Here is a 20,403-nt window from a genome sequence, read left to right on the forward strand (position 1 = left end):
GTACTAAAGTACTTCCCAATTAAAAGGAAAAGATTACAATGATAGGAAATACTCTAATAACAAACAATCCAAAATCTAAAATTCACCATCCACCAATCACCATTCACCAATTAGAGACTGCTTCGCCACATTGAGTGGCTCGCAGTGACAATATGGGTAATTGCAACGCTGTTGCTCACAACAGGGATCCCGCAGTGACGAAATAGGGCGTCATTGCTTTGGCATCCGCAAGGATGCTGAAGCAAACTTTTCCTAAAATAAGTTCTATCGCTCTGTAGCACTGTCGCTCTATAGCACTATGACGGCGAGATTGCTTCGCTTCGCTCGCAATGACGAGAAAAATGTTAGCAATGACGAAAAAAAAAAAAACGCTCGTAATGATGGTTAAGAATCGCCCAATTTAGGTGGACCGAAAAATAGAGATAGAAATCCAAAAATTGGTATAACCATTTGAAAATTAAGTATTTTTTGCTGTCATTGCGAGCATCCGAAGGATGCGAAGCAATCTCTACTTTATTTTTCAATAAAGCCTTATTAGAGACTGCTTCGCCACATCGAGGGGCTCGCAGTGACGATGTTGCGGATTGCCACGCTATCGCTCGCAACAGGGGGCTCGCAGTGACAAGTGTCTATCGTTATTTTTAGGGTGGGTAAAAAATTTGACTGTTTAATGTTTTTTGTGATAAGTTAGTAAATTAAAAAGAAAACGGCAGGGTGATTCATGAGTGATAAATCAAGGAATGAAGCAATACAGGAAATAAAAAAGCTTTTGTTAAAACAAAAGGAGCAAATTCTTATTGATGCTGGAATTATGAAATCCAATCTTCCCTCTGATTCAAATTTATCTGAGATTGGGGATATCGCATCTCAAGAAATTGACAGAAGTTTTTTACTGAGGCTAAGGGACAGAGAAAGAAAACTTCTGAAAAAAATTGAAAAAGCCATTGAAAAAATTGAAAACGGTACATACGGAATTTGTGAATCTTGCGGAGCTGAAATCCCTATTAAAAGACTGAAAGCAAGACCTGTTACAGATTTATGCATTGAATGTAAGCAAGAACAGGAAGAAGAAGAGAAGCTTAAAGAGAGTTAAGTCCCAATAAAGTCTTCGGATTTTTATAGACTGCATTATAGATTTTCTCATGATCAAAATTCAATGATAGAAGTCTTTCTTTTATCCTGTGTAAATTCATGTCTCCACCTTTTATTTTTTGCTCATCACCGCTGTCTTTTACCATATCGGAGACAAGGATTATTCTATCAGGATTTTTTATTTCAAATATCCATTTCAAAATTTCATCGCTTAAATGTCTTCCATCTCCTATGACTTCAATGTAAATCTCCTGATTAATTAAGCCAAAACCTGCAATTCCTATTTCTCTATGATGAATTCCCCGCATTGCATTGAACAGATGTGTAATAAGCCGAGCTCCAGCTCTGAAGCCTTCATAGGCTTCCTTTAAAGTAGCATCTGAATGTCCCATGCTCACTATGATTTCCATCTGAGCGCAAGTCTCTATTAGCCTGATTGCATTGGGCAGTTCTGGAGCTATTGTGATTATTTTTACTATGTCTTCATATCCATCAATAAGTTGCTTTAACTTATCAATATCTGGCAAAAGAAAATGCTCGATTTTTAATGCACCTGATTTTTTTGGATTTAAAAATGGTCCTTCCAAATAGGCACCTATAATTTTTGTTCCTGAAGTTTGCATCTGCATAGCTTTTTTTATGTAAGATAATTTTTGCCTCATTTTTTTTATTTCATCAGGATAAATTGCCAAAAGAAAACCTTCAATTTCTTCATACTCTTCAGCTATCTCTATTATCTGCTCAGGAGAGTTTATTTCTTCTACATCAATATTTTTTGTTCCGTGAAAGTGGATATCAATAATTTGCATGTTTTATCATAACATATGATATTTAAAACAGGTAAAATTGACCTAAATTCAATGGGCAAAGAAATTTCAGGATTAAATACTGAAGAGAAAATCTGCCAAATATCAAAGTATTTTTTAGGTTTGCCATACAAGAAAAATTCGCTTATTGGAAGTATAGAAACTGAAGAAATTTTAACTGTTGACTTTGAAGGTGTTGATTGCATGACTTTTATTGAATATGTTGAAGCAATAAGAGTATCTGAAAACATTAATGATTTTATTGAAAATCTTAAAAAAGTAAGATACTTCAACGGAAAAGTTGACTTTAAAAAGAGAAGACACTTTTTTACTGATTGGAACAGCCTTGAAACTGTTGAAATTTTTACTGAAAAACTTGGAGAGAGCTTTTGCAAACATGTTGAAAAGGTATTAAACAAAAAAAATGAAAATGAGCATTGGATAGAAGGATTGCCCATAAAAAAAAGGACAATAATATACATTCCAACTTCTTCTTTTCTTGACATAGTTAAAAAATTGGATTCAGTTTATTACTGTGGATTTTATACATCAATGCAAGGGCTTGATGTAAAACATGTTGGAATATTGATAAAGGAGAAAAATTTGATTTTAAGACATGCGTCAAGCATAAAAGGCAAAGTTGTGGATGTGGATTTTGTAGAATATATCAAAGACAAAGAAGGTATAATACTGTATAAGCCTATTTAAAATGAAAAGAACAAGAGAAATCAGAAAAGTCCTATTAATCACTCTTTTTCTCAATATTTTTGTCTCTTCCGTTAAGATCACTTATGGATTAATGGTTAATTCTCTTGCTATTTACTCAGATGGTTTCCATTCGCTCTTTGATGGAGTAAGCAATATCGGAGGACTTATCGGAACTTATCTTGCAAGTAAACCACCAGACAGAGAGCATCCTTACGGGCATAGAAAGTATGAGACTGTATTCGCTGTCTTTATTGGCGTGCTTATGGGAGCTTCTGCTTTAGAAATTTTAAAAGGAGCATATGAAGCACTGGTAAAGGCAAAAACACCAGAGTTAGACGAGAGAGCATTTGTTGTTCTGATTTTTACCTTAATTATTAATATATTTGTTTTTGCATATGAAAGAAGGAAAGGAAGACAGCTAAAAAGCGAATTTTTAATTGCAGATTCCTCTCACACTAAAACAGACATTTTTATAACTCTGGGGATAATATTTGCAATATTTTGCATTAAATCAGGATTTTATATTTTAGATTCAATTGCAGGACTGATAATTGGAGTTCTTATTGCAAAAGAGGCATTCAGTATAATTAAAGAATCTACTGATATTCTTATTGATAAAGCTATTATTGAAAGTTCTAACATTGAGAAACTACTAAACTCCTGTGAAGGCGTTCAAAGTTGTCAAAATATTAGGACAAGAGGAACAGGTGGACAAATTTTTGTGGACTTAACAATTAAAGTTGACCCTTCTATCACAGTCCAAGCAGGTCATGGAATTGCTGAAAGGGTGGAAGAGATTATAAAAAGAGAATTTCCAGATGTAATGGATGTTATTGTTCATGTAGAACCGGGCAAGAAAAATTAAAGAATTTTTTCAGGGTCCGATGAATCAATCTCTTTTAAATACTCTTCCCACTCTATGGGAAGAAGATATTTTTTCTTGTTGTTACATTCTTTACAAGCAGGAACAATATTACTTTTGCTTGATTTTCCACCTCTAATCAATGGAACTATATGGTCCATTGTTAATTCATCTGGTGGTACACTCTTTCCACAGTAGTAACATCTACCAGCTGATATCTTTTTACGCCACCATGAGGATTTTCTTAAAATTTTTGCTCTTTGCTTTTCTCTCTTTATTTCATCGTCTGAAACAGAGGGGATGAATTTTTCCATTTAACGGCTAAATCTTTTTTTATTTTCCTCTTCAAAAAACTTATTGTAAAGGACATTCCATTCAGGACTTCCTTCAACGAGCTTTTTGGAAAAGGATTGAAGCTTTCTCTTTACTATCTCATCAATCTCTTCGCCCTTTTTTAGGGCATTAATAAAGCTTCTTTTTATTTCTCTTCTTACTTCCTGCTCATCAACTTTTAATTTTATAAGTCCCTTTTCTTTCAATCCATTAAACAATACATGGGATGTGTGGGATATTTTTTCATCGGACAACATCATAGAACTAAATTCCTCTTTTTTACGAGTCTCTGTTTTGTCATTTCAAAAAGCTTTCTGTAATCAAGTTTGCCCTTTTCTATCTCTCCCTCAAAATTTTTTAGTAATTCCCTAACCTCTTCGTTTAATCTATCCTCAACCATCAACTCATCAAGAATAAGCTTTTCAGCTTCTTCAAGAAGTTGCTCTTGAGGGACTGTGGGTTCTATCATATCTTTTTTTAGTAAATTTTCAACTATTGTTTTTGCTATATAAGGAACCCAAGTTTTAGGAATTCTCATCTTTCCTCATATGGGAGTAATGCTATTGATCTCGCTCTTTTAATTGCCTTTGTTAATTGTCTCTGATGAGCTGCACAAGTGCCTGTCTGCTTTCTGGATAGTATTTTACCTCTGTCAGTCATAAAACCTCTGAGCATTTTTGCATCCTTGTAATCAATAAACTCAATCTTCTCAGCACAAAACTTGCAGTATTTCTTTCTAAAAAATCTCTTTTGTGTTGCCTGTGCCATTTCTCCTCCTTAAAATGGTTCTAAATCTGTATATTCTTCTGGTGGAATCTGGTCCATTTCTGGACTATCCGCAGATTCTTTTTTGGATAAAAATCTTATATTGTTGGCTATTACTTCAACCTTACTTCTCTTTTGTCCCTCATGCTCCCATCGTCTTTCTCTGAGACGTCCTTCTACAAGTACCATTCTTCCTTTGTTAAGATATTGCGTACAAGTCTCCGCCTGTTTTCCAAATACTACAGCATCAATGAAAAGGGTTTCTTCTCTAAAATCTTCACCCTGTCTGTATCTGGAATTTACAGCTATTGGAACTGTAGCTACCGCCACACCTGCAGGTGTATATCTTATCTCAGGGTCTCTTGTAAGACGTCCTATGAGTATTATTCTGTTAAACATTTTATGCCTGTGAGACTATCTCTGATGCTTCTACAGGTATGCCTTTTATTTCAGGAGGCAAAGCCTTTATCTGCTTTTCTGTAAGTTTTACAATCATAAATTTGAACACAGGATCATAAACCTTATAGAAGTCTTCAATCTTTTTTATAGTTGAAGAAGGGGCTTTAAACAAAAACAGGACATAATATCCCATTGCCTGCTTATTAAGTTTGTACGCAAGTTTTCTTTTTCCCCAGTTTTCAACCTTTAAAACTTCTCCTGCATTGTCAGCAATTAGATTGGAAATTTTCTTGATTGCCTCCTGCACTTCCTCTTCAGAAAGAGTTGGTACAAGCAAGACTACCTGTTCATAAAAATTTTCTGTCATTAATAACCTCCATATGGGTATTAAGCCCTTCCAATTTTAAAGAAGAGCATGGAGCAAATACAATATTTTTTATAACATATTTATAATTTTTAAATCAAACCATAATGTCTCAATTTTTTATTCAAAGTGTTTCTGTTTATGCCTAAAATCTTGGAAGCTTTGACTTGATTTCCTCCTGTCTCATTCAGCGCTAATGCAAAAAGTGCTTTTTCTACTTCTTGAATGACTGTATCGTAAAGATTTGAGTTTTTAATATGTCCAAAATCCTTCAGCAGACCTCCAATTTTCTGCTCCAGAAAGCTTTTTATTGAAAGCTTATCATCATAAGCACCAAATAAATCCTTTGTTGTTATTTTTTTATGCTTGCTTAAAATACACGCTTTAGCAAGGCACTGTTTTAATTCATAGGCATTTCCATTCCATGTATGTTCAGCAATCAAATCCTTTGCTTCCTTAGATAGTTCTTTAGTCGGAATTTTTAAAAAATCTGATATTTCCTGTAGGAAATACAAAGCAAGAGGAATTACATCCTGTTTTCTCTCTCTTAAAGGTGGAATATAAATTTTATGGGATTTAGATAAAAATCCATAAACTGTCTCGTTGATTTTGCCTTCTTTATAGAGAATTTCAAAATCAAGCTCTGATATAAAAATAGCACATTTAAATTTCATCTGGGCATCACTGAGAAAAGATAAATCCATGTTTTCAAAATTCTCTATGAGATAAATAATATTTTCGCTTTTTAGGGATTGCACCTTCTTGGCTAATTGTCCTGAAATTCTAAGAATTTCAGATTGAGGCTGATTCTTAAGGATTGTTTTTACAACATAGTCCTTTTCAGTGCCTGTTTCTCCATAGACAAATAAAACTGTATTTTCAAGAGGAATTTTTGCAATTTGTTGTAACAAGTTCTGCATAGCTTGACTTTTGTAAACCTTTGATAGGGGTATCATGTTAATAAAGCATTCATTGATGGGCAGTAAATTTAGTCTCATAGTTCTACTCCCGATACAGTTGATTTTCTTTTATGTATTCCATTACTCTGTCTGGAACGAGATATCGGATGCTTTTGCCTCTACGTATCAGTTCTCTTAGTTGAGAGGACGAAATAGCACAGGGAAGTATTTCAAGATAAAAAACTCTTTTCTCAGAATTTTTTATTCTGTAGCATCCATCTTTTTCTTTACAGGCTATGAATTCTGATTCTTCAAAATTATTAAAGCCGGGTCTTGACATAACTATAAAATCTATCATTTTTAATAGCTCCCAATGTTTATGCCAGAGGCGCAGCTCTAAAAAAGAATCAACACCCATTATAAAAAAAAGTGTGTGGCTTTCGTAAAGTTTTTTAAAATAAGCTATTGTTTTTATTGAATATGAAGGACCTTCATTTTTTACTTCATAATCGGATATTTCAAAATAAGGATTTCCCAATATCGCAATTTCCGTCATCTTAAATCTATGCAAAGAATCTGCGATATCTGATGATTTAAGGGGTGGGTTGCCAGCAGGAATAAATATTATCTTATCTAAATTAAAAAATTCCCTTACCTCTTCAGCACCCCTTAAATGTCCGTAATGAATTGGATTAAAAGTGCCCCCAAAAAGTCCTATTTTCATTGTCTAAGTTGACCACTTCCAAAAACTATAAATTTTGTGCAAGTAAGCTCTTCAAGTCCCATAGGTCCACGAGCATGGATTTTATCTGTTGAAATTCCTATTTCAGCACCAAGTCCAAATTGATAACCGTCATTAAGCCTTGTTGAGGCATTAACAAATACTGCTGAGGAGTCAACCTCTTTGAGAAATTTCATTGCCTTGTCATAGTCCTTTGTCACTATTGAATCTGAATGGGCTGAACCATACTTTGTAATATGTTCAATTGCCTCATCAATGTCTTTTACAACTTTAACATTCAAAATCAAGTCAAGATACTCCTTATAAAAATCATCTTCTTGAACATCTTCAACATTTGGATAAATTGCCTTTGTCTTCAGACATCCTTTAAGTTTAACTCCAGCATCTTCAAATCTTTTAAGCATTACAGGTAAAAATTTCTCTGCAACAGCCTCATCCACAAGCATTGTCTCCATTGCATTACAGGTTGCAGGTCTTTGAACTTTTGCATTAAAGCATATCTCCTCTGCCATTTTCAAATCAGCATCTCTGTCAACAAATACATGACAAACGCCTTTGTAGTGCTTCAGCACCGGAATTCTTGAATTTTCAGTGACAGTTCTTATTAAGCCTTCTCCACCGCGAGGAATAATTAAATCAATTATTCCTTCAAGCTTTATCATCTCAAGCACTGCTTCCCTTTGGGGAATATCTATATAAGTTACAACTCCCTCATGCATTCCCTCATCCTTTAAAGCTTTTTTCAAGATATTGACAAGGGCTACATTTGAATTCAAAGCCTCAGAACCACCTCTAAGGACAACGGCATTTCCTGCCTTAAGACACAAACCCGTCACATCAACCGTAACATTTGGTCTTGCCTCATATATAACTCCAATAACTCCTATTGGAACTCTCATGCGTCCAACTCTCATTCCATTGGGTCTTAGCCACATTTTTGTAATTTCGCCTACTGGATCAGGTAGTGCTGCAACTTCTTCAAGCCCTTTTACCATTTCAGAAATTCTTTTCTCAGTTAATGTTAGCCTGTCAATTAGAGCTTTAGTAAGTCCCTTTTTTTCAGCATTTTCTACATCAGCTCTGTTGGCATCAATGAGTTGCTTACTGTCTCTCTTAATGTAGTCAGCCATTCTCAGGATTATTTTGTTTTTTAAATCCGATGAAGCCTTAGCGATAAATCTTGAAGCCTCTTTTGCTTCCAATGCCTTAGATAAGACCTTATCCTTCATATAAATTCACCTCCTCAAAATCTATATTTGCATATTTTAACTTTTTTTGGTATATTTATAAAAATAAATCAAAAAAGGAGGTATGTTTTATGGCAACACCAGTAGTTGATTATGATCTTTGTGTAGGATGTGGAAGCTGTGCAGAAGTATGTCCTGAAGTTTTTGAAATGAGAGATGACAAGGCTTGGGTTGTTGGACCAGACAAATGCAACACATGTGATTGTCAGCAAGCTGCAGACCTTTGCCCATCACAGGCAATAAGATTTGAGTAATCATTTGGGGTAGAGCTTTGCTCTACCCTTTTTTAAATAAACTTCCTTGCAAGCTCAATAAATCCGTATATTTTTAGGTCAATTAAATCACCTTTGAGTCTTTGTTGTTCCAAAAATTGAAAAGCCTTTTCATGGGGGACTTTAAAAACTTCTATGTTTTCCGTATCATCTGGAGGGTAAAGCTTTTTTAAATCCTCAGGTGCTTCTGTAACATTTTTTGCCACATATACTGTGAGAACTTCTGTTGAAAGCCCTGAGGATACAGGTCCTTCTGCAAGAAAAATAATATCATTTGACATAAGCCCTGTTTCTTCAATTAACTCTCGCTTTGCCACTTCTATCAGTTCTTGTTTTTTATCATTCAGCCCAGCCGGAAATTCTATGACATATCCACCAAATACTGGTCTAAACTGACGAATGAAAACAAATTCTTGATGAGTTGTTATTGGAATCACTATAACAATACCTTTACTATGAATTCTCTCAACAGCTTCCCATTTTCTAAGATTTCCATCCTTGTCTATGAAAGATATTAAAACTATTCTTAGAAATCTTCCCTGCCAGAGGACTTCCTTGTTGATTATATTCATGGAGTATTACCCCGGAGGCCAGTGCATCTGTCTGCCAGCAAGCAGATGAAAATGAAGATGAAATACTGTTTGTCCTCCATCCCTGTTACAATTTACAACAACTCTAAATCCTCGCTTATCAAATCCCATTTCTTTTGCAATCTTATTTGCTATTAGAAAAATATGCCCAACCAATTCCTTATCTTCCTCTTCAAGCTCAAGTAAATTGTAGTAATGCTTTTTGGGAATAATCAAAATATGAACAGGTGCCTGAGGAGCAATGTCATGGAAAGCCAAAACCCTATCGTCCTCATAAACTTTCTTTGCTAAAATCTCACCTCTTGCGATTCTGCAGAATATGCATTCCATATCAAAAAGCCCTTTTTAAGTATTTTTTTTCAATGGAATTTCTCTATAAAAACAAGTTCTGTTTCCTGTATGACATGCTCCAGAGCCATGCTGTTTAACCATTACAAGGAGGCAATCTGCATCGCAGTCATAATAAATTGCCCTTACTTCTTGAACATTACCTGAAGTCTCACCTTTTTTCCAGTATTTTTGTCTTGAACGAGACCAAAAATGAGTATATCCTGTCTCTATTGTCATTTTTAAAGCTTGCTCATCCATATAGGCAACCATTAAAACCTCTTTAGTGTCTATCTCCTGCACCACTGCAGGAATTAAGCCCTTTTCATCAAATTTAAGCTCAGGAATCATTTAATTTTCTCCTTTTTTCATCTTTTCTCTATAAAGTTTATACTCAATTCCGTCAACAATTGCCTGCCAAGAAGCCTCAATAATGTTTTCTGAAACTCCAACAGTGCTCCAAGTGGTTTCATCATCTCCTGATTCAATCAAAACTCTTACCTTTGAAGCAGTACCCCTTCCTGAATTTACAACTCTAACCTTGTAATCCTTAAGTTTAACACGCTTAAGCTCAGGATAAAATCTTTCAAGAGCTTTTCTGAGGGCGTTGTCAAGGGCGTTTACAGGTCCATTTCCTGTTGCTGCGGTATGCTCTATGTTTTTGCCAACCTTAACCATAATTGTTGCCTCACTTAAGGTTGGTTCATCCCATTTTCTTTTTTCATCTATGACTCTGAAACCTATCAAATCAAAGAATTTTCTTCTTAATCCCAAAGCTTTTCTGAATAAAAGTTCAAGGGATGCATCAGCGCCTTCAAATTGAAATCCTTCGCTTTCTAAATTTTTTACTGCGTCTACTATTGCCTGAACATCTGGTGAGTTGGGTTCAAGAGAAATTCCAAACTCCTCAGCCTTCTTTAAAATGTTACTTCTGCCAGCGAGATCAGAAACTAAAACTCTTTGTCTGTTTCCAACAAGCTCGGGTCTTATATGTTCGTATGTCTCAGGTCTTTTTCTGATTGCACTAACATGAACTCCGCCTTTATGGGCAAAGGCGCTCTCTCCTACAAATGGCTGTCTTTTAAAGGGCGTTAAATTGGCAATTTCATAAACGAATCTTGAGATTTCAGTTAGTCTCTTGAGATTTTCTTCATTAATGCATTTGTATCCCAACTTAAGCTGAAGATTAGGGATTACAGAGCAAAGATTTGCATTCCCGCATCTTTCACCAAATCCGTTCATTGTGCCTTGCACATGAACAGCTCCATTTAAAACAGCTACAACTGAGTTTGCAACAGCACAGTCAGAATCATTGTGGGCATGCATTCCCAATGAAGCTTTAGTATGTTGCCTGACATCCTTGAAGATTTTTTCAACTTCATAGGGAAGAGTACCACCATTTGTATCACATAACACAAGACAATCTGCTCCTCCCTCTTCTGCGGTTTTTAGACATTTTATCGCATATTCTGGGTTATCCTTATATCCGTCAAAAAAATGCTCTGCATCAAAAAATACTTTTTGAGCATATTTTTTAAGATAACTAATAGTGTTGTAAATTAATTGTAGATTTTCCTCAAGGGAAATTTTAAGAGCTTCGGTTACATGAAAATCCCAACTTTTTCCAAATACCGTGATTATTTCTGTTTCAGCTGAGATTAAAGATTTTACATTGGCATCATTTTCAACACTAATTTTTGGTCTGTGGGTGCTTCCAAATGCTACTATCTTTGCATGTTTTAGCTTAATTTTTTTAATCTTTTTGAAATACTCAGCATCCTTTGGATTTGAACCAGGCCATCCTCCCTCTATGTAATCAACTCCTAATTCATCTAATTTTTCAGTAATCTTTATCTTATCATCCAGTGAAAAGGAAATATCCTCAGCCTGAGAGCCATCTCTTAGGGTTGTATCATATATTTCAATCTTTTTCATATTAAAAATAATTATATCAAAAATGCTACTGTTACTTCTATCAGAAAAATAGAGATAGACACTCGTCACTGCGAGCCCCCTGTTGCGAGCGATAGCGTGGCAATCTGGGGCGAAGCAGTCTCTAATAAGGCTTTATTGAAAAACAAAGTAGAGATTGCTTCGAATCCTTCGGATGCTCGCAATGACAGAAAGGGGCATAAAGGAAAAGGGACTACCACGCCTTAACTTAAGTGAGACTTACAATGATAGACTTACAGAGGTTTTATAAAAAATGATCTGTTTAAGTGATTATTAGAAAAACGCTTTATAGAAATTTTTTGCCCTTTCGGTATATTCTGCAATAAGAATTTTTGAATCTTTTAAAAACTGCTCCTTCTTGGGATGGTCTTCAAACCATTCTTGAAGGAGCTCTTCTTTTACCTCAATATGAAACTGAAAAGCATAGACATTATTATTGTATCTGAATGCCTGATTTTCGTAAAGAGATGATTTTGCAAGATGATAGGTATTAAAGGGCAAATCAAAAGTATCTCCATGCCAGTGAAATACTTTGAACTTTCTCCATATATCACCAACTGAAGGATGCTTTGCAAGGGCAATCATAAGTGGGTCTCTTAAGCCATCTCCAGTAAGCTCTATATCATGCCATCCTATTTCCTCTCCGTGCCCTTTGTAAACTCTTGCTCCAAGAGTGTGTGCAATGAGTTGTGCACCAAGACATATTCCAAGAACTTTCAAATTTCTATTAATTGCTTCCCTAATGAGCCTTGAGACAATTTTTAAATAGGGATATTGCTCCATCTCATAAACGCCCATCGGTCCACCCATTACAACAAGACAGCTAAAGCCTTCAAGAGTGGAAGGAAGTTCTCCATCTTCAGCTTCAAAAATTTTATATGGCAAACTCTTTTCATCAAGATAGTCCTGTATTGTACCCGGTCCCTCACTTTTTACATTTTTAATTATCGCTATCATTTAATGCTGCTCCCTTTCTTATAATTATGCCATACTTCTTAATTCTGTAATTAAGTTGCCTCTCAGTCAGCCCTAAAGCTCGGGCAGTTTTTCTTATGTTGAAGTTATATTTAGGAAGTGTGTCCATTATCCTTATCCTTTCAAGTTCCTCAACCTCTGTTGGAAGCTTCAGCTCTCCAGAGTATTCTGCTCTTACTTTAAAAACACCTCTAACTGTGTCAGGCAGGTCATAGACTTTTATTTTGTTGCTATCGCACATTACGACAAGTCTTTCAATTGTATTTGCAAGCTCCCTTACATTTCCAGGCCAATCATAGGAGACAAGTTTTTTTAGTGCCTCTTCATCAATGGATACAGATTTTTTGTAGATGTTACTAAAGCTTTTAAGATAATAATCAACAAGCAATGGAATGTCTTCTTTTCTTTCTCTTAACGGTGGAATGTATATGGGAATCACATTAAGCCTCCAGAAAAGGTCTTCCCTGAAATTTCCTTTTCTTATCTCCTCAGAAAGGTCTTTATTGGTCGCAGATATAATCCTTACATCTACCCGAACAGCCTTTGTTGAGCCAAGAGGTTCCACCAATCTTTCCTGAAGAACCCTTAAAAGCTTTGGCTGAAGGGAAAGTGGCAGTTCTCCTACTTCATCCAGAAATATTGTCCCTCCATTTGCCTGTTCAAACTTACCAATTCTTTTCACAGCTCCAGTGAATGCTCCTTTTTCAGAGCCAAAAAGCTCTGCCTCAAGAAGATTTTCAGGAATTGCAGCACAATTGATTGCAACAAATGGTCCCTTTGCTCTTTTACTTTGAAAATGAATAGTCTTTGCAATTAACTCCTTGCCTGTGCCAGACTCTCCAAGAAGAAGCACAGTTGCGTCTGTGCCTGCAACCTTCATCACTGTCTTTAAAACTGCCTGAAAGGCTGGAGAGTTTCCAACAAGATTTGGAAAGTTGTATCTGTCCCTCAGCTGTTCTCTTAAAACTATATTCTCATCTTCCACAGTTTTATAAATTTCCCACAGTTTTAGAAACTGTCCGATAAGAGAAGCTACAATTGATAGCACTCTGAGGTCATCATCAACATCTCCCTGCTCTTCATCATAAATTCTATCAGCAGAAAGCACACCAAAGATTTCTTCCTCTATCTTTACTGGGACACATAAAAAGGAGATGCCTTTTTTATTAGGTCTGCTTCCTGTTTTATTAAGAAATTGAGGCTCTTTTTCAATGTCTGGAATAAACATCGGCAATCCTGACTCAACAACTTTGCCGACTATTCCTTCACCAACTCTGTATTTACCTCTTTTCATTTCCTCTTCTGAAAGACCATAGGCAGCAACAATTCTTATCTCCTCTTCTTTTTTGTCAAAGAGAAATATGCTCCCCCTTCTCATATTAAGCATCTTAGACAGAATCTCAAGAACCGAGTAAAGGTTTTCCTCAAGATTGAAAGAAGAAGTAAGAACTTTGCTTACCTCAAAAAGCGCCTTTAATTCTATGTTTTCATATTTTTCCATATTCGGAACGGCAATTAGTTGCCGATAGATATATTATAACATTTTTGTCTGTTATCTTCAACCTAAATTTTGCGATTAAAGTTTAATTCCCAAAAATAGAAATAGAAATCCAAAAATTGGTATAACCATTTGAAAATTAAGTATTTTTTGCTGTCATTGCGAGCATCCGAAGGATGCGAAGCAATCTCTACTTTATTTTTCAATAAAGCCTTATTAGAGACTGCTTCGCCCCAGATTGCCACGCTATCGCTCGCAACAGGGGGGCTCGCAGTGACGAGTGTCTATCGCTATTTTTGGGTAATTGCGAATGGTTGAAACACCTACGGCTTTAGACAGGCTTCCCGCCTTTCCGTCATTGTTACTCTTTAGGTTCGCGACAGTCCCAAAATTACTGAGATTGCTTTGACATGTTATCATACCTCGTAATGACTCCTCCTCAGTCATTGCGAAGGACGAGGTTCTGAAACAATATCGCTTTTTAAACAGCTCGCAATTGCTGAAAAGCAGCTAATTTTCAAATACTTACTGCGATTTTTGGATTTAAGTCTACACTTTAAGGTTACAATAAAGGATGGACATTAACAGAAAAGAAGTAAACAACTCAGAAGATTATCTTATAATCAAGGGAGCAAGACAGAATAATCTTAAAAATATTGACTTACAAATTCCGCATAATAAGCTTTCAGTAATTACTGGGATTTCAGGTTCAGGTAAGTCTTCCCTTGCCTTTGACACAATATATGCAGAAGGTCAGTGGCGTTTTATTGAGTGTATGTCAAGCTATGCAAGGGTTTTTATTGAAAAGCTTCCAAGACCAGATGTTGACTTGATTGACAATCTTAGACCAACAATTGCCCTTGAACAAAGAAATCCAGTAAAAGGCTCCCGTGCTACAGTAGGCACTCATACAGAGATTTATGATTATCTAAGGATTTTATTTTCAAAAATAGCAAAGCCATTTTGTCCAAAGTGCAACAAAGCGATAAGAGCATGGAATGCAACACAGGCAGGTGATAAGATTTTCAAAGAATACAAAGGTAAAAGAGCATTTATAATGTTTGAAACCGATGAATCACCCAAAAAGCTCATTCAACTTGGATTTTCAAAGGCTTTCTTTATAGAAAACGGACAGCCAATTGTAAGGGAGCTTGCTGATTTGGTGGATAGTAATCTTAAATACTACATAATTGCAGACAGGCTAAGAGTTTCTGACAAGTCAAGGCTTATGGACTCGCTGGAAACGGCATTTAAAATGGGAAAAGTGAAAGTCTACATTGACCTCAAATCCTCTTCTGAAGAGACTATACATACTATTCACCATTTACCATTCATCATTCTTGATTTTCCTACAGAGCCTCAGTGTCCAGAGTGTGGAATGACTGCCTCTGAAGCCTCTCCAATGCTTTTTTCCTTTAATCATCCTCAAGGTGCATGTCCTGAATGCAAGGGTTTTGGATATATTCTGACATACGATGAAAAACTGATTATTCCATCGCCAAACCTATCTCTTAGATATGGTGCTATTGAAATCTTTGAAAGACCAACCCTCAGATGGTGGAAAGAGCAGTTAATAAAGGGAGCAAAGCTTTCAGGGATTAATGTAGATATTCCCTATGAAAAATTGCCCGATGAGCATAAAAAGCTTATTTTTACTGGAAATCAATATTTTTATGGAATTAATGATTTTTTTGAGGAGCTTGAAAGAAAGAAATATAAGGTTCATGTGAGAATTTTTCTGTCAAAAATGAGGAAACCTCAACTGTGTCCTGTCTGCAGAGGCAAGAGACTCAAAGAGTCTGCTTTAGTGTTCAAGATTGATAATAAGGATATTGGCGATTTAAACTTTATTTCTGTAAAACAACTCAAAGAATGGATAAATTCACTAAGCCTCAGTTCTGAAGAATCTAAGATTGCTGAAGAGCCATTAAAACAAATTCTCATGAAGCTTGAATTCCTTGAAAGGGTAGGGCTAAGTTATCTAACCCTTGACAGGCAGATTAAGACTCTTTCCGGAGGAGAATACCAGAGGCTCAACATCTCAAATCAACTTGCTAACAGGCTCACATCTACGCTTTATGTTCTTGATGAGCCAACAGTTGGGCTACATCCAAGAGACACAGACAGAATTATCAAAATCTTAAGGGAACTTACAGAATATGGAAACACTGTTTTGGTTGTTGAACATGACAAGGATGTGATTTCAAGCGCAGATTGGATTGTAGAGCTCGGTCCGGGTGGTGGAAGACTTGGAGGAAAAGTTGTTTTTTCCGGTCCGAAAAAAGACTTTATAAAAACAGACTCTCCAACTGCGAACTTTCTCAAACAAAAGTCCTTCTTTGCAGATAAAGATTTTTCAAAAACAGCAAAGACTGAACAGGTAAAATTCAAAAATTTTATCACTCTGAGTGGTGCCAGAGGACATAATTTGAAAAATATCACAATCAACATTCCATTAAATGCCCTCACAGTTGTCACTGGAGTTTCAGGCTCTGGTAAAAGCACGCTTATAATTGACACTTTATATCAAGCATTGATAAAGGAGCTTGGAATTGGAAATGGAGAACCTCTTGAGTATGATTTTATTTCAGGAATTCAGCATCTTAGAACAATCAAACTCATAGACCAGTCACCCATTGGTAAAACTCCAAAGTCTATTCCAATAACATATTTGGGCATCTACGATAAAATAAGAGAAATATTTGCATCTCTAAGAGATTCAAAGTTAAGGGGATTTACTGCTGGACATTTTTCACTGAACAGCTCTCTTGGACAATGTCCAAATTGCAAAGGTGATGGATTTGTAAAGATTGAGATGTATTTTTTTGAAGATATGTTTCTGCCTTGTGATGAGTGTGAGGGAAAGAGATTCAAAAAAGAAGTGCTGGAAGTAAGATACAAAGAAAAAAACATATACGAAGTACTTTCAATGAGCTTTGATGAGGCATACGAATTTTTTGATGATGAATCGTTAAAGGGAAAAATTGCAGTGGTCAGAGAACTCGGACTTGGATATCTTCTTCTTGGACAGCCTGCAACAACCCTTTCAGGAGGAGAAGCTCAGAGACTAAAAATCTGCTCTGAAATACTTAACAGCCTTGCATCAAGAAGTAAGTCATCTCTCAAAGGTTTCGTTTACATTATGGATGAACCAACAGTAGGGCTTCATCATGAGGATGTGAAAAAGTTTCTCTCTGTTGTAAGAAAATTGCTTGACAGGTCAGCCACTGTAATCATAATTGAACACAATCTTGATGTCATAGCAAATGCAGACTGGATAATAGACCTCGGACCTGAGGGAGGAGATGAAGGAGGCTACCTTGTGCACGAAGGCAGTCTTCATGATTTTTTGAATGTCTCCAACTCCCACACCGCCTATTTTTTGAAGAAATCAATAAAAAGGCTTTAAGCGAATACTTTTTCTTCTAAATTGCGAATTCTTATTAATATGTCATCACGAACTGCTTTATCCTCAAGAGCCTTGTTTAACTCAGCTCTTACCAACGAGATTTGATTCTGTAATCCGTCTATTCTTTTATTAGTCTCGTCAATTCTCTGAGTATTGAGCATAATTTCTTGCTTTAGCTCAACTCTTAAATCATCAATTTTCTTGTTTGCCTCATCAATCCTTTTGTTTGTGTCGTCAATTCTTTTATTTGTCTCATCAATTCTTTTGTTTGTCTCGTCAATTCTCTGAGTGTTTAGCATAATTTCTTGCTTTAGCTCAACTCTTAAATCGTCAATCCTTTTATTTGTATATTTTAGCTCATTTCTTATTTCTCTCAGTTCAGCTTCAACATTTCCCATACGAGCGTTTAATGACTCTATCGCAAGCCTGTATCCTGCAAGCTCGCCTCTTACCTCTGCCTTGAAAAGCTTAAATTCTTCCTTTACTTCACTTATGATGAGTTCCTTGAATTTTTCAAGGATTTTTTCAATTTCCATCCTCAACCTCCTGAAAATTAACAGGTAAAATCATAATAATAAAAATAAGCAATAAATAAAAAAATATGTCAAACACAAATTCTTTTTTTATTATAGCCTAAAAAAATCAATTTTTAAATACTATTCGTGTTAGACCCCAAAATAGAGATAGACACTCATCACTGCGAGCCCCTGTCGCAAGCGATAGCGTGGCAATCTGGGGCGAAGCAGTCTCTAATTGGTGACTGGTGAATGGTAATTCGTGGATGGTGGATGGTGCGTGTTGAACACCTCTCCGTCATTGCGACTCCGAGCGAAGCGAGGAGGAAGCAATCTTGCCTTTTCCCCTTCAAAGAGATTGCTTCGCATCCTTTGGATGCTCGCAATGACAAAAAACATTTAATTTTCAAATGGTTATACCAATTATTGGATTTCTATCGCTATTTTCCGGAAATTCAACATAACTTGATTTTCATTGCTTAGAATAATTTATACTATCCAATTAATCTAAATGCGGGAGGTAAAGATATGGACTTTTTTTTATCCCTTTTCCCAATTCTTGTTGTCTTTTTAGGAATGCTTGCATTTCATAGATCAGGAACTTTTGTCGCATTTGTGAGTTGGATATTATCGATGCTATTCGCAGTCTACTATTTTAAAACTCCTTGGGATGTTGTATGGGGAGCTACTCTTATGGGATTTGTAAAAGCCTTTGGAATTACATTGGCAGTTATATTTACCATGTTTCTTATATTCCTTATGAGAGAAACTGGAGCATTGAAAAGAATCATTGAATATGTAAAGGGAATTGCAAAAACAAAAGAGGAGCAAACGCTCTTTATTGGAATGGGATTTGGTTCTCTGAGCACAGCCCTCGGAATGGTTACTCCTGCTATGTTTCCACCAATTTTTCTCATGCTTGGATTTTCTCCTGTTGCAGCAATTGGTGTAAGTATTCTGTGTTATGACCCTCTCACTTCATTTGCACTTTTCACCTTGCCCCTTACTTTATCAGCAAAAGTAGCAATGTCTTTTGGAATTAAACCTCCGGGAATTGAAAATCTGCATGATTTTATTTGGGATTACACATTCAAGGTAACGATTCTGCTGCCAGTTATCTCTGTAATTTTTGCCTTTCTGATGCTTAAGGTAGTTGGAGGAAAGGAGGCAGTAAAGAAACATTGGAAACCAGCAATCCTCTCAGGTCTTGTTCTTTCACTTTCTGCACTTGCAATTGCAGGTTTCAGAATTCTTCCTGTAGAAATCATTGGAATTGTCGCAGGATTGCTAACGATGATTACTGTTTATCTGATTTATAAAAGAAATAATGGAACATCACTAAATAAACCTTCCTTTGACAGAGAAATCTTTCGTTCCTGTAAGCCTTTTATTTTACTCATTATTATATCTTTGATTGTTAATATACCAGAAATAAAGATGAAGCTTGAAAATTTGTTTGGACAGAGTGAAGTGGTAAGAATTATCGCTGATAAAAAGGAAGACCTTAATATACTTGGAAATGTATGGTTTTGGATAATGGTTGTATGCATTCTTTCAATTTTTATTCTAAAGCCAACAGGAACTCAGCTAAAAAATGCATCTTCTCTTTGGATAAAAAGGATTTGGGGACCATTCTTTGCATATTCGCTGTTTTTTGCGGTTGCTTTTATAATGGCATGGTCAGCAATGGAGATTTTAAATGGCAAACTTGTTCCATCCCAGTATTTTGCCCAGTATAACATGGATAGAATTATTGGAATAACACTGGCAAATGTATTCGGACCTGCATATCCGTTCATTTCTCCGTTTTTAGGACTTTTTGGAGCATTTGTTGGTGGAAGTGAGACAGCCTCTAATGTTCTTTTTGCAAAAATCCAATGGGAAGCAACTTTATCAACAGCTGGAGCAGGAGCATTCATGTGGATTTATGCAGCCCATGCAGTAGGTGGTGGAATAGCATCGGCAATTACTCCATCTAAGATTACTAACGCAGCTGCTGTGATTGGAGTTGGAGGAAGGGAAGAAGCACAATTTATAAAGGCTGTGCTCATTCCTGTGTTGCTAATGTGTGCAATTGTAGGAGCAATGACTATGGTTCTTATATATTGGTAAAGAAATATTTTTCACATAAAATCGCACTTTATGACTATATTCGCAAATAATTAAATAATGCTTTGAAATCTGCATATAATATTTGAATCGCATTGATGCTGAAATGCCGAAAAACATAGATAGAGACGTTTCGCTGGGAGACTTTGTTACGAGCGTAGTGGAAATTCCCCATAAATTCAATGCAAGACATTACTTTCCCAGTCATAGCGAGGTCTCTTTTTCATCATTGCGAGGGATTTTTTTATCTATCATTGCGAGGGGGCGATAGCACCGGAAGCAATCTCGTCTTTTTGCTCCCCTTGTCGTCATTGCGAGCGTAGCGAAGCAATCTCCGAAGTCGCCACGCCTTTGGCTCGTAACAGGCTTAGTAACCGATGCAATCTCGTCTTTCTCCATAGATTGACAGACAAGATTGATTCGCAAAACTCAAGGTGCTTTCAATGAAAGCAAAAATATTTATCTTATCAAATGGTTATAGTAATTTTTATATTTCCTTTGGCATTTTTCAGAAGATGAAAATTTGTTCATAAAAGGC

25 protein-coding genes are annotated in these 20,403 nt (G+C 36.0%); 7 read left to right on the top strand and 18 right to left on the bottom strand.

Annotated elements, in window-relative coordinates; all coding sequences use genetic code 11:
* Positions 1-721 precede the first annotated feature (721 nt).
* Positions 722-1,093 carry an RNA polymerase-binding protein DksA gene (gene dksA / locus ACYQ3P_RS04390; protein ID WP_460176725.1) on the top strand — a complete coding sequence of 124 codons (372 nt, stop codon included), beginning with the start codon at positions 722-724 and terminating at the stop codon, positions 1,091-1,093.
* Here the strand turns inward: dksA and ACYQ3P_RS04395 are convergent.
* Entirely contained in the window at positions 1,080-1,901 is an 822-nt protein-coding gene (locus ACYQ3P_RS04395) for a hypothetical protein (protein ID WP_460176726.1), read from the bottom strand. The two genes, dksA and ACYQ3P_RS04395, sit on opposite strands and share 14 nt — an antisense overlap.
* Before the next feature lie 15 nt (positions 1,902-1,916).
* Between ACYQ3P_RS04395 and ACYQ3P_RS04400 the strand changes: the two genes are divergently transcribed.
* Complete coding sequence (locus ACYQ3P_RS04400; RefSeq protein WP_460176727.1) at positions 1,917-2,606, top strand: N-acetylmuramoyl-L-alanine amidase-like domain-containing protein; 690 nt, start codon at positions 1,917-1,919, stop codon at positions 2,604-2,606.
* 1 nt (position 2,607) lies between these two features.
* The gene (locus ACYQ3P_RS04405; protein ID WP_460176728.1) at positions 2,608-3,471 is read left to right on the top strand and encodes a cation diffusion facilitator family transporter; all 864 of its coding nucleotides are present in this window, start codon (positions 2,608-2,610) and stop codon (positions 3,469-3,471) included.
* Here ACYQ3P_RS04405 and ACYQ3P_RS04410 read toward each other — a convergent pair.
* The 9 genes from ACYQ3P_RS04410 to ACYQ3P_RS04450 form a co-directional block, all read right to left on the bottom strand.
* Entirely contained in the window at positions 3,468-3,782 is a 315-nt protein-coding gene (locus ACYQ3P_RS04410) for an HNH endonuclease (RefSeq protein ID WP_460176729.1), read from the bottom strand. The two genes, ACYQ3P_RS04405 and ACYQ3P_RS04410, sit on opposite strands and share 4 nt — an antisense overlap.
* Positions 3,783-4,061, bottom strand: a complete 279-nt coding sequence (locus ACYQ3P_RS04415; protein ID WP_460176730.1) for a DUF507 family protein — start codon at positions 4,059-4,061, stop codon at positions 3,783-3,785. It lies immediately after the preceding gene.
* The gene (locus tag ACYQ3P_RS04420) at positions 4,058-4,339 is read right to left on the bottom strand and encodes a DUF507 family protein (protein ID WP_460176731.1); all 282 of its coding nucleotides are present in this window, start codon (positions 4,337-4,339) and stop codon (positions 4,058-4,060) included. The genes ACYQ3P_RS04415 and ACYQ3P_RS04420 overlap by 4 nt, the downstream gene beginning before the upstream one ends.
* Positions 4,336-4,569: a 30S ribosomal protein S18 gene (gene rpsR, locus ACYQ3P_RS04425; RefSeq protein ID WP_460176732.1), complete on the bottom strand. Its 234-nt coding sequence runs from the start codon at positions 4,567-4,569 to the stop codon at positions 4,336-4,338. The genes ACYQ3P_RS04420 and rpsR overlap by 4 nt, the downstream gene beginning before the upstream one ends.
* 9 nt (positions 4,570-4,578) lie before the next feature.
* Complete coding sequence (locus ACYQ3P_RS04430; protein ID WP_460176733.1) at positions 4,579-4,965, bottom strand: single-stranded DNA-binding protein; 387 nt, start codon at positions 4,963-4,965, stop codon at positions 4,579-4,581.
* A 1-nt stretch (position 4,966) separates the two neighbouring features.
* Complete coding sequence (rpsF, locus tag ACYQ3P_RS04435; RefSeq protein ID WP_460176734.1) at positions 4,967-5,332, bottom strand: 30S ribosomal protein S6; 366 nt, start codon at positions 5,330-5,332, stop codon at positions 4,967-4,969.
* 89 nt (positions 5,333-5,421) lie between these two features.
* Positions 5,422-6,327 (bottom strand): AAA-type ATPase lid domain-containing protein, encoded by a 906-nt coding sequence (locus ACYQ3P_RS04440; protein ID WP_460176735.1) that lies wholly within the window; start codon positions 6,325-6,327, stop codon positions 5,422-5,424.
* 4 nt (positions 6,328-6,331) lie between these two features.
* Positions 6,332-6,952, bottom strand: coding sequence for a nicotinate-nucleotide adenylyltransferase (nadD, locus tag ACYQ3P_RS04445; RefSeq protein WP_460176736.1), 621 nt, complete (start codon positions 6,950-6,952; stop codon positions 6,332-6,334).
* Complete coding sequence (locus tag ACYQ3P_RS04450) at positions 6,949-8,205, bottom strand: glutamate-5-semialdehyde dehydrogenase (protein ID WP_460178048.1); 1,257 nt, start codon at positions 8,203-8,205, stop codon at positions 6,949-6,951. The genes nadD and ACYQ3P_RS04450 overlap by 4 nt, the downstream gene beginning before the upstream one ends.
* An 83-nt stretch (positions 8,206-8,288) precedes the next feature.
* Here ACYQ3P_RS04450 and ACYQ3P_RS04455 point away from each other — a divergent pair, with 83 nt between their 5' ends.
* Positions 8,289-8,471 (top strand): ferredoxin, encoded by a 183-nt coding sequence (locus ACYQ3P_RS04455; protein ID WP_460176737.1) that lies wholly within the window; start codon positions 8,289-8,291, stop codon positions 8,469-8,471.
* 32 nt (positions 8,472-8,503) lie between these two features.
* Here the strand turns inward: ACYQ3P_RS04455 and ACYQ3P_RS04460 are convergent, their stop codons facing one another.
* The 4 genes from ACYQ3P_RS04460 to cimA are packed head-to-tail and all read right to left on the bottom strand — an operon-like array spanning position 8,504 to position 11,341.
* A complete protein-coding gene (locus ACYQ3P_RS04460; protein WP_460176738.1) occupies positions 8,504-9,061 on the bottom strand; it encodes an NUDIX hydrolase in 558 nt (185 codons plus the stop codon).
* 6 nt (positions 9,062-9,067) lie between these two features.
* Positions 9,068-9,409: a histidine triad nucleotide-binding protein gene (locus tag ACYQ3P_RS04465; protein WP_460176739.1), complete on the bottom strand. Its 342-nt coding sequence runs from the start codon at positions 9,407-9,409 to the stop codon at positions 9,068-9,070.
* Positions 9,410-9,424: 15 nt separating this feature from the next.
* Positions 9,425-9,757: a phosphoribosyl-AMP cyclohydrolase gene (gene hisI / locus ACYQ3P_RS04470; protein ID WP_460176740.1), complete on the bottom strand. Its 333-nt coding sequence runs from the start codon at positions 9,755-9,757 to the stop codon at positions 9,425-9,427.
* On the bottom strand, positions 9,758-11,341 hold the full coding sequence (cimA, locus tag ACYQ3P_RS04475) for a citramalate synthase (RefSeq protein WP_460176741.1): 1,584 nt from the start codon (positions 11,339-11,341) through the stop codon (positions 9,758-9,760).
* 96 nt (positions 11,342-11,437) lie between these two features.
* Here cimA and ACYQ3P_RS04480 point away from each other — a divergent pair, with 96 nt between their 5' ends.
* Positions 11,438-11,566 (top strand): hypothetical protein, encoded by a 129-nt coding sequence (locus ACYQ3P_RS04480; protein WP_460176742.1) that lies wholly within the window; start codon positions 11,438-11,440, stop codon positions 11,564-11,566.
* Between the two features lie 66 nt (positions 11,567-11,632).
* On the opposite strand, the gene ACYQ3P_RS04485 is transcribed toward ACYQ3P_RS04480, so the two are convergent.
* The 3 genes from ACYQ3P_RS04485 to ACYQ3P_RS04495 form a co-directional block, all read right to left on the bottom strand.
* Positions 11,633-12,316, bottom strand: coding sequence for a type 1 glutamine amidotransferase (locus tag ACYQ3P_RS04485; protein WP_460176743.1), 684 nt, complete (start codon positions 12,314-12,316; stop codon positions 11,633-11,635).
* On the bottom strand, positions 12,300-13,835 hold the full coding sequence (locus ACYQ3P_RS04490; RefSeq protein ID WP_460176744.1) for a sigma-54 interaction domain-containing protein: 1,536 nt from the start codon (positions 13,833-13,835) through the stop codon (positions 12,300-12,302). Before ACYQ3P_RS04490 ends, ACYQ3P_RS04485 begins: the two co-directional genes overlap by 17 nt.
* A gap of 62 nt (positions 13,836-13,897) precedes the next feature.
* Positions 13,898-14,077 carry a hypothetical protein gene (locus tag ACYQ3P_RS04495; RefSeq protein ID WP_460176745.1) on the bottom strand — a complete coding sequence of 60 codons (180 nt, stop codon included), beginning with the start codon at positions 14,075-14,077 and terminating at the stop codon, positions 13,898-13,900.
* A 329-nt stretch (positions 14,078-14,406) separates the two neighbouring features.
* Between ACYQ3P_RS04495 and uvrA the strand changes: the two genes are divergently transcribed.
* Positions 14,407-17,241 carry an excinuclease ABC subunit UvrA gene (gene uvrA, locus ACYQ3P_RS04500; protein WP_460176746.1) on the top strand — a complete coding sequence of 945 codons (2,835 nt, stop codon included), beginning with the start codon at positions 14,407-14,409 and terminating at the stop codon, positions 17,239-17,241.
* On the opposite strand, the gene ACYQ3P_RS04505 is transcribed toward uvrA, so the two are convergent.
* A complete protein-coding gene (locus tag ACYQ3P_RS04505) occupies positions 17,238-17,777 on the bottom strand; it encodes a coiled-coil domain-containing protein (RefSeq protein ID WP_460176747.1) in 540 nt (179 codons plus the stop codon). The genes uvrA and ACYQ3P_RS04505 overlap by 4 nt on opposite strands.
* A gap of 507 nt (positions 17,778-18,284) precedes the next feature.
* On the opposite strand from ACYQ3P_RS04505, the gene ACYQ3P_RS04510 reads away from it, so the two are divergent.
* Positions 18,285-19,868, top strand: coding sequence for an L-lactate permease (locus tag ACYQ3P_RS04510; RefSeq protein WP_460176748.1), 1,584 nt, complete (start codon positions 18,285-18,287; stop codon positions 19,866-19,868).
* The last annotated feature ends 535 nt before the right edge of the window (positions 19,869-20,403 follow it).

This window comes from Thermodesulfovibrio hydrogeniphilus, assembly GCF_054657355.1.

What these genes read in the sequence shown, in the direction of transcription:
- dksA (WP_460176725.1), top strand. Translation starts at nt 722, where the DNA reads ATGAGTGATAAATCAAGGAATGAAGCAATACAGGAAATAAAAAAGCTT.
- ACYQ3P_RS04395 (WP_460176726.1), bottom strand. Translation starts at nt 1,901, where the DNA reads ATGCAAATTATTGATATCCACTTTCACGGAACAAAAAATATTGATGTA.
- ACYQ3P_RS04400 (WP_460176727.1), top strand. Translation starts at nt 1,917, where the DNA reads ATGATATTTAAAACAGGTAAAATTGACCTAAATTCAATGGGCAAAGAA.
- ACYQ3P_RS04405 (WP_460176728.1), top strand. Translation starts at nt 2,608, where the DNA reads ATGAAAAGAACAAGAGAAATCAGAAAAGTCCTATTAATCACTCTTTTT.
- ACYQ3P_RS04410 (WP_460176729.1), bottom strand. Translation starts at nt 3,782, where the DNA reads ATGGAAAAATTCATCCCCTCTGTTTCAGACGATGAAATAAAGAGAGAA.
- ACYQ3P_RS04415 (WP_460176730.1), bottom strand. Translation starts at nt 4,061, where the DNA reads ATGATGTTGTCCGATGAAAAAATATCCCACACATCCCATGTATTGTTT.
- ACYQ3P_RS04420 (WP_460176731.1), bottom strand. Translation starts at nt 4,339, where the DNA reads ATGAGAATTCCTAAAACTTGGGTTCCTTATATAGCAAAAACAATAGTT.
- rpsR (WP_460176732.1), bottom strand. Translation starts at nt 4,569, where the DNA reads ATGGCACAGGCAACACAAAAGAGATTTTTTAGAAAGAAATACTGCAAG.
- ACYQ3P_RS04430 (WP_460176733.1), bottom strand. Translation starts at nt 4,965, where the DNA reads ATGTTTAACAGAATAATACTCATAGGACGTCTTACAAGAGACCCTGAG.
- rpsF (WP_460176734.1), bottom strand. Translation starts at nt 5,332, where the DNA reads ATGACAGAAAATTTTTATGAACAGGTAGTCTTGCTTGTACCAACTCTT.
- ACYQ3P_RS04440 (WP_460176735.1), bottom strand. Translation starts at nt 6,327, where the DNA reads ATGAGACTAAATTTACTGCCCATCAATGAATGCTTTATTAACATGATA.
- nadD (WP_460176736.1), bottom strand. Translation starts at nt 6,952, where the DNA reads ATGAAAATAGGACTTTTTGGGGGCACTTTTAATCCAATTCATTACGGA.
- ACYQ3P_RS04455 (WP_460176737.1), top strand. Translation starts at nt 8,289, where the DNA reads ATGGCAACACCAGTAGTTGATTATGATCTTTGTGTAGGATGTGGAAGC.
- ACYQ3P_RS04460 (WP_460176738.1), bottom strand. Translation starts at nt 9,061, where the DNA reads ATGAATATAATCAACAAGGAAGTCCTCTGGCAGGGAAGATTTCTAAGA.
- ACYQ3P_RS04465 (WP_460176739.1), bottom strand. Translation starts at nt 9,409, where the DNA reads ATGGAATGCATATTCTGCAGAATCGCAAGAGGTGAGATTTTAGCAAAG.
- hisI (WP_460176740.1), bottom strand. Translation starts at nt 9,757, where the DNA reads ATGATTCCTGAGCTTAAATTTGATGAAAAGGGCTTAATTCCTGCAGTG.
- cimA (WP_460176741.1), bottom strand. Translation starts at nt 11,341, where the DNA reads ATGAAAAAGATTGAAATATATGATACAACCCTAAGAGATGGCTCTCAG.
- ACYQ3P_RS04485 (WP_460176743.1), bottom strand. Translation starts at nt 12,316, where the DNA reads ATGATAGCGATAATTAAAAATGTAAAAAGTGAGGGACCGGGTACAATA.
- ACYQ3P_RS04490 (WP_460176744.1), bottom strand. Translation starts at nt 13,835, where the DNA reads ATGGAAAAATATGAAAACATAGAATTAAAGGCGCTTTTTGAGGTAAGC.
- uvrA (WP_460176746.1), top strand. Translation starts at nt 14,407, where the DNA reads ATGGACATTAACAGAAAAGAAGTAAACAACTCAGAAGATTATCTTATA.
- ACYQ3P_RS04505 (WP_460176747.1), bottom strand. Translation starts at nt 17,777, where the DNA reads ATGGAAATTGAAAAAATCCTTGAAAAATTCAAGGAACTCATCATAAGT.
- ACYQ3P_RS04510 (WP_460176748.1), top strand. Translation starts at nt 18,285, where the DNA reads ATGGACTTTTTTTTATCCCTTTTCCCAATTCTTGTTGTCTTTTTAGGA.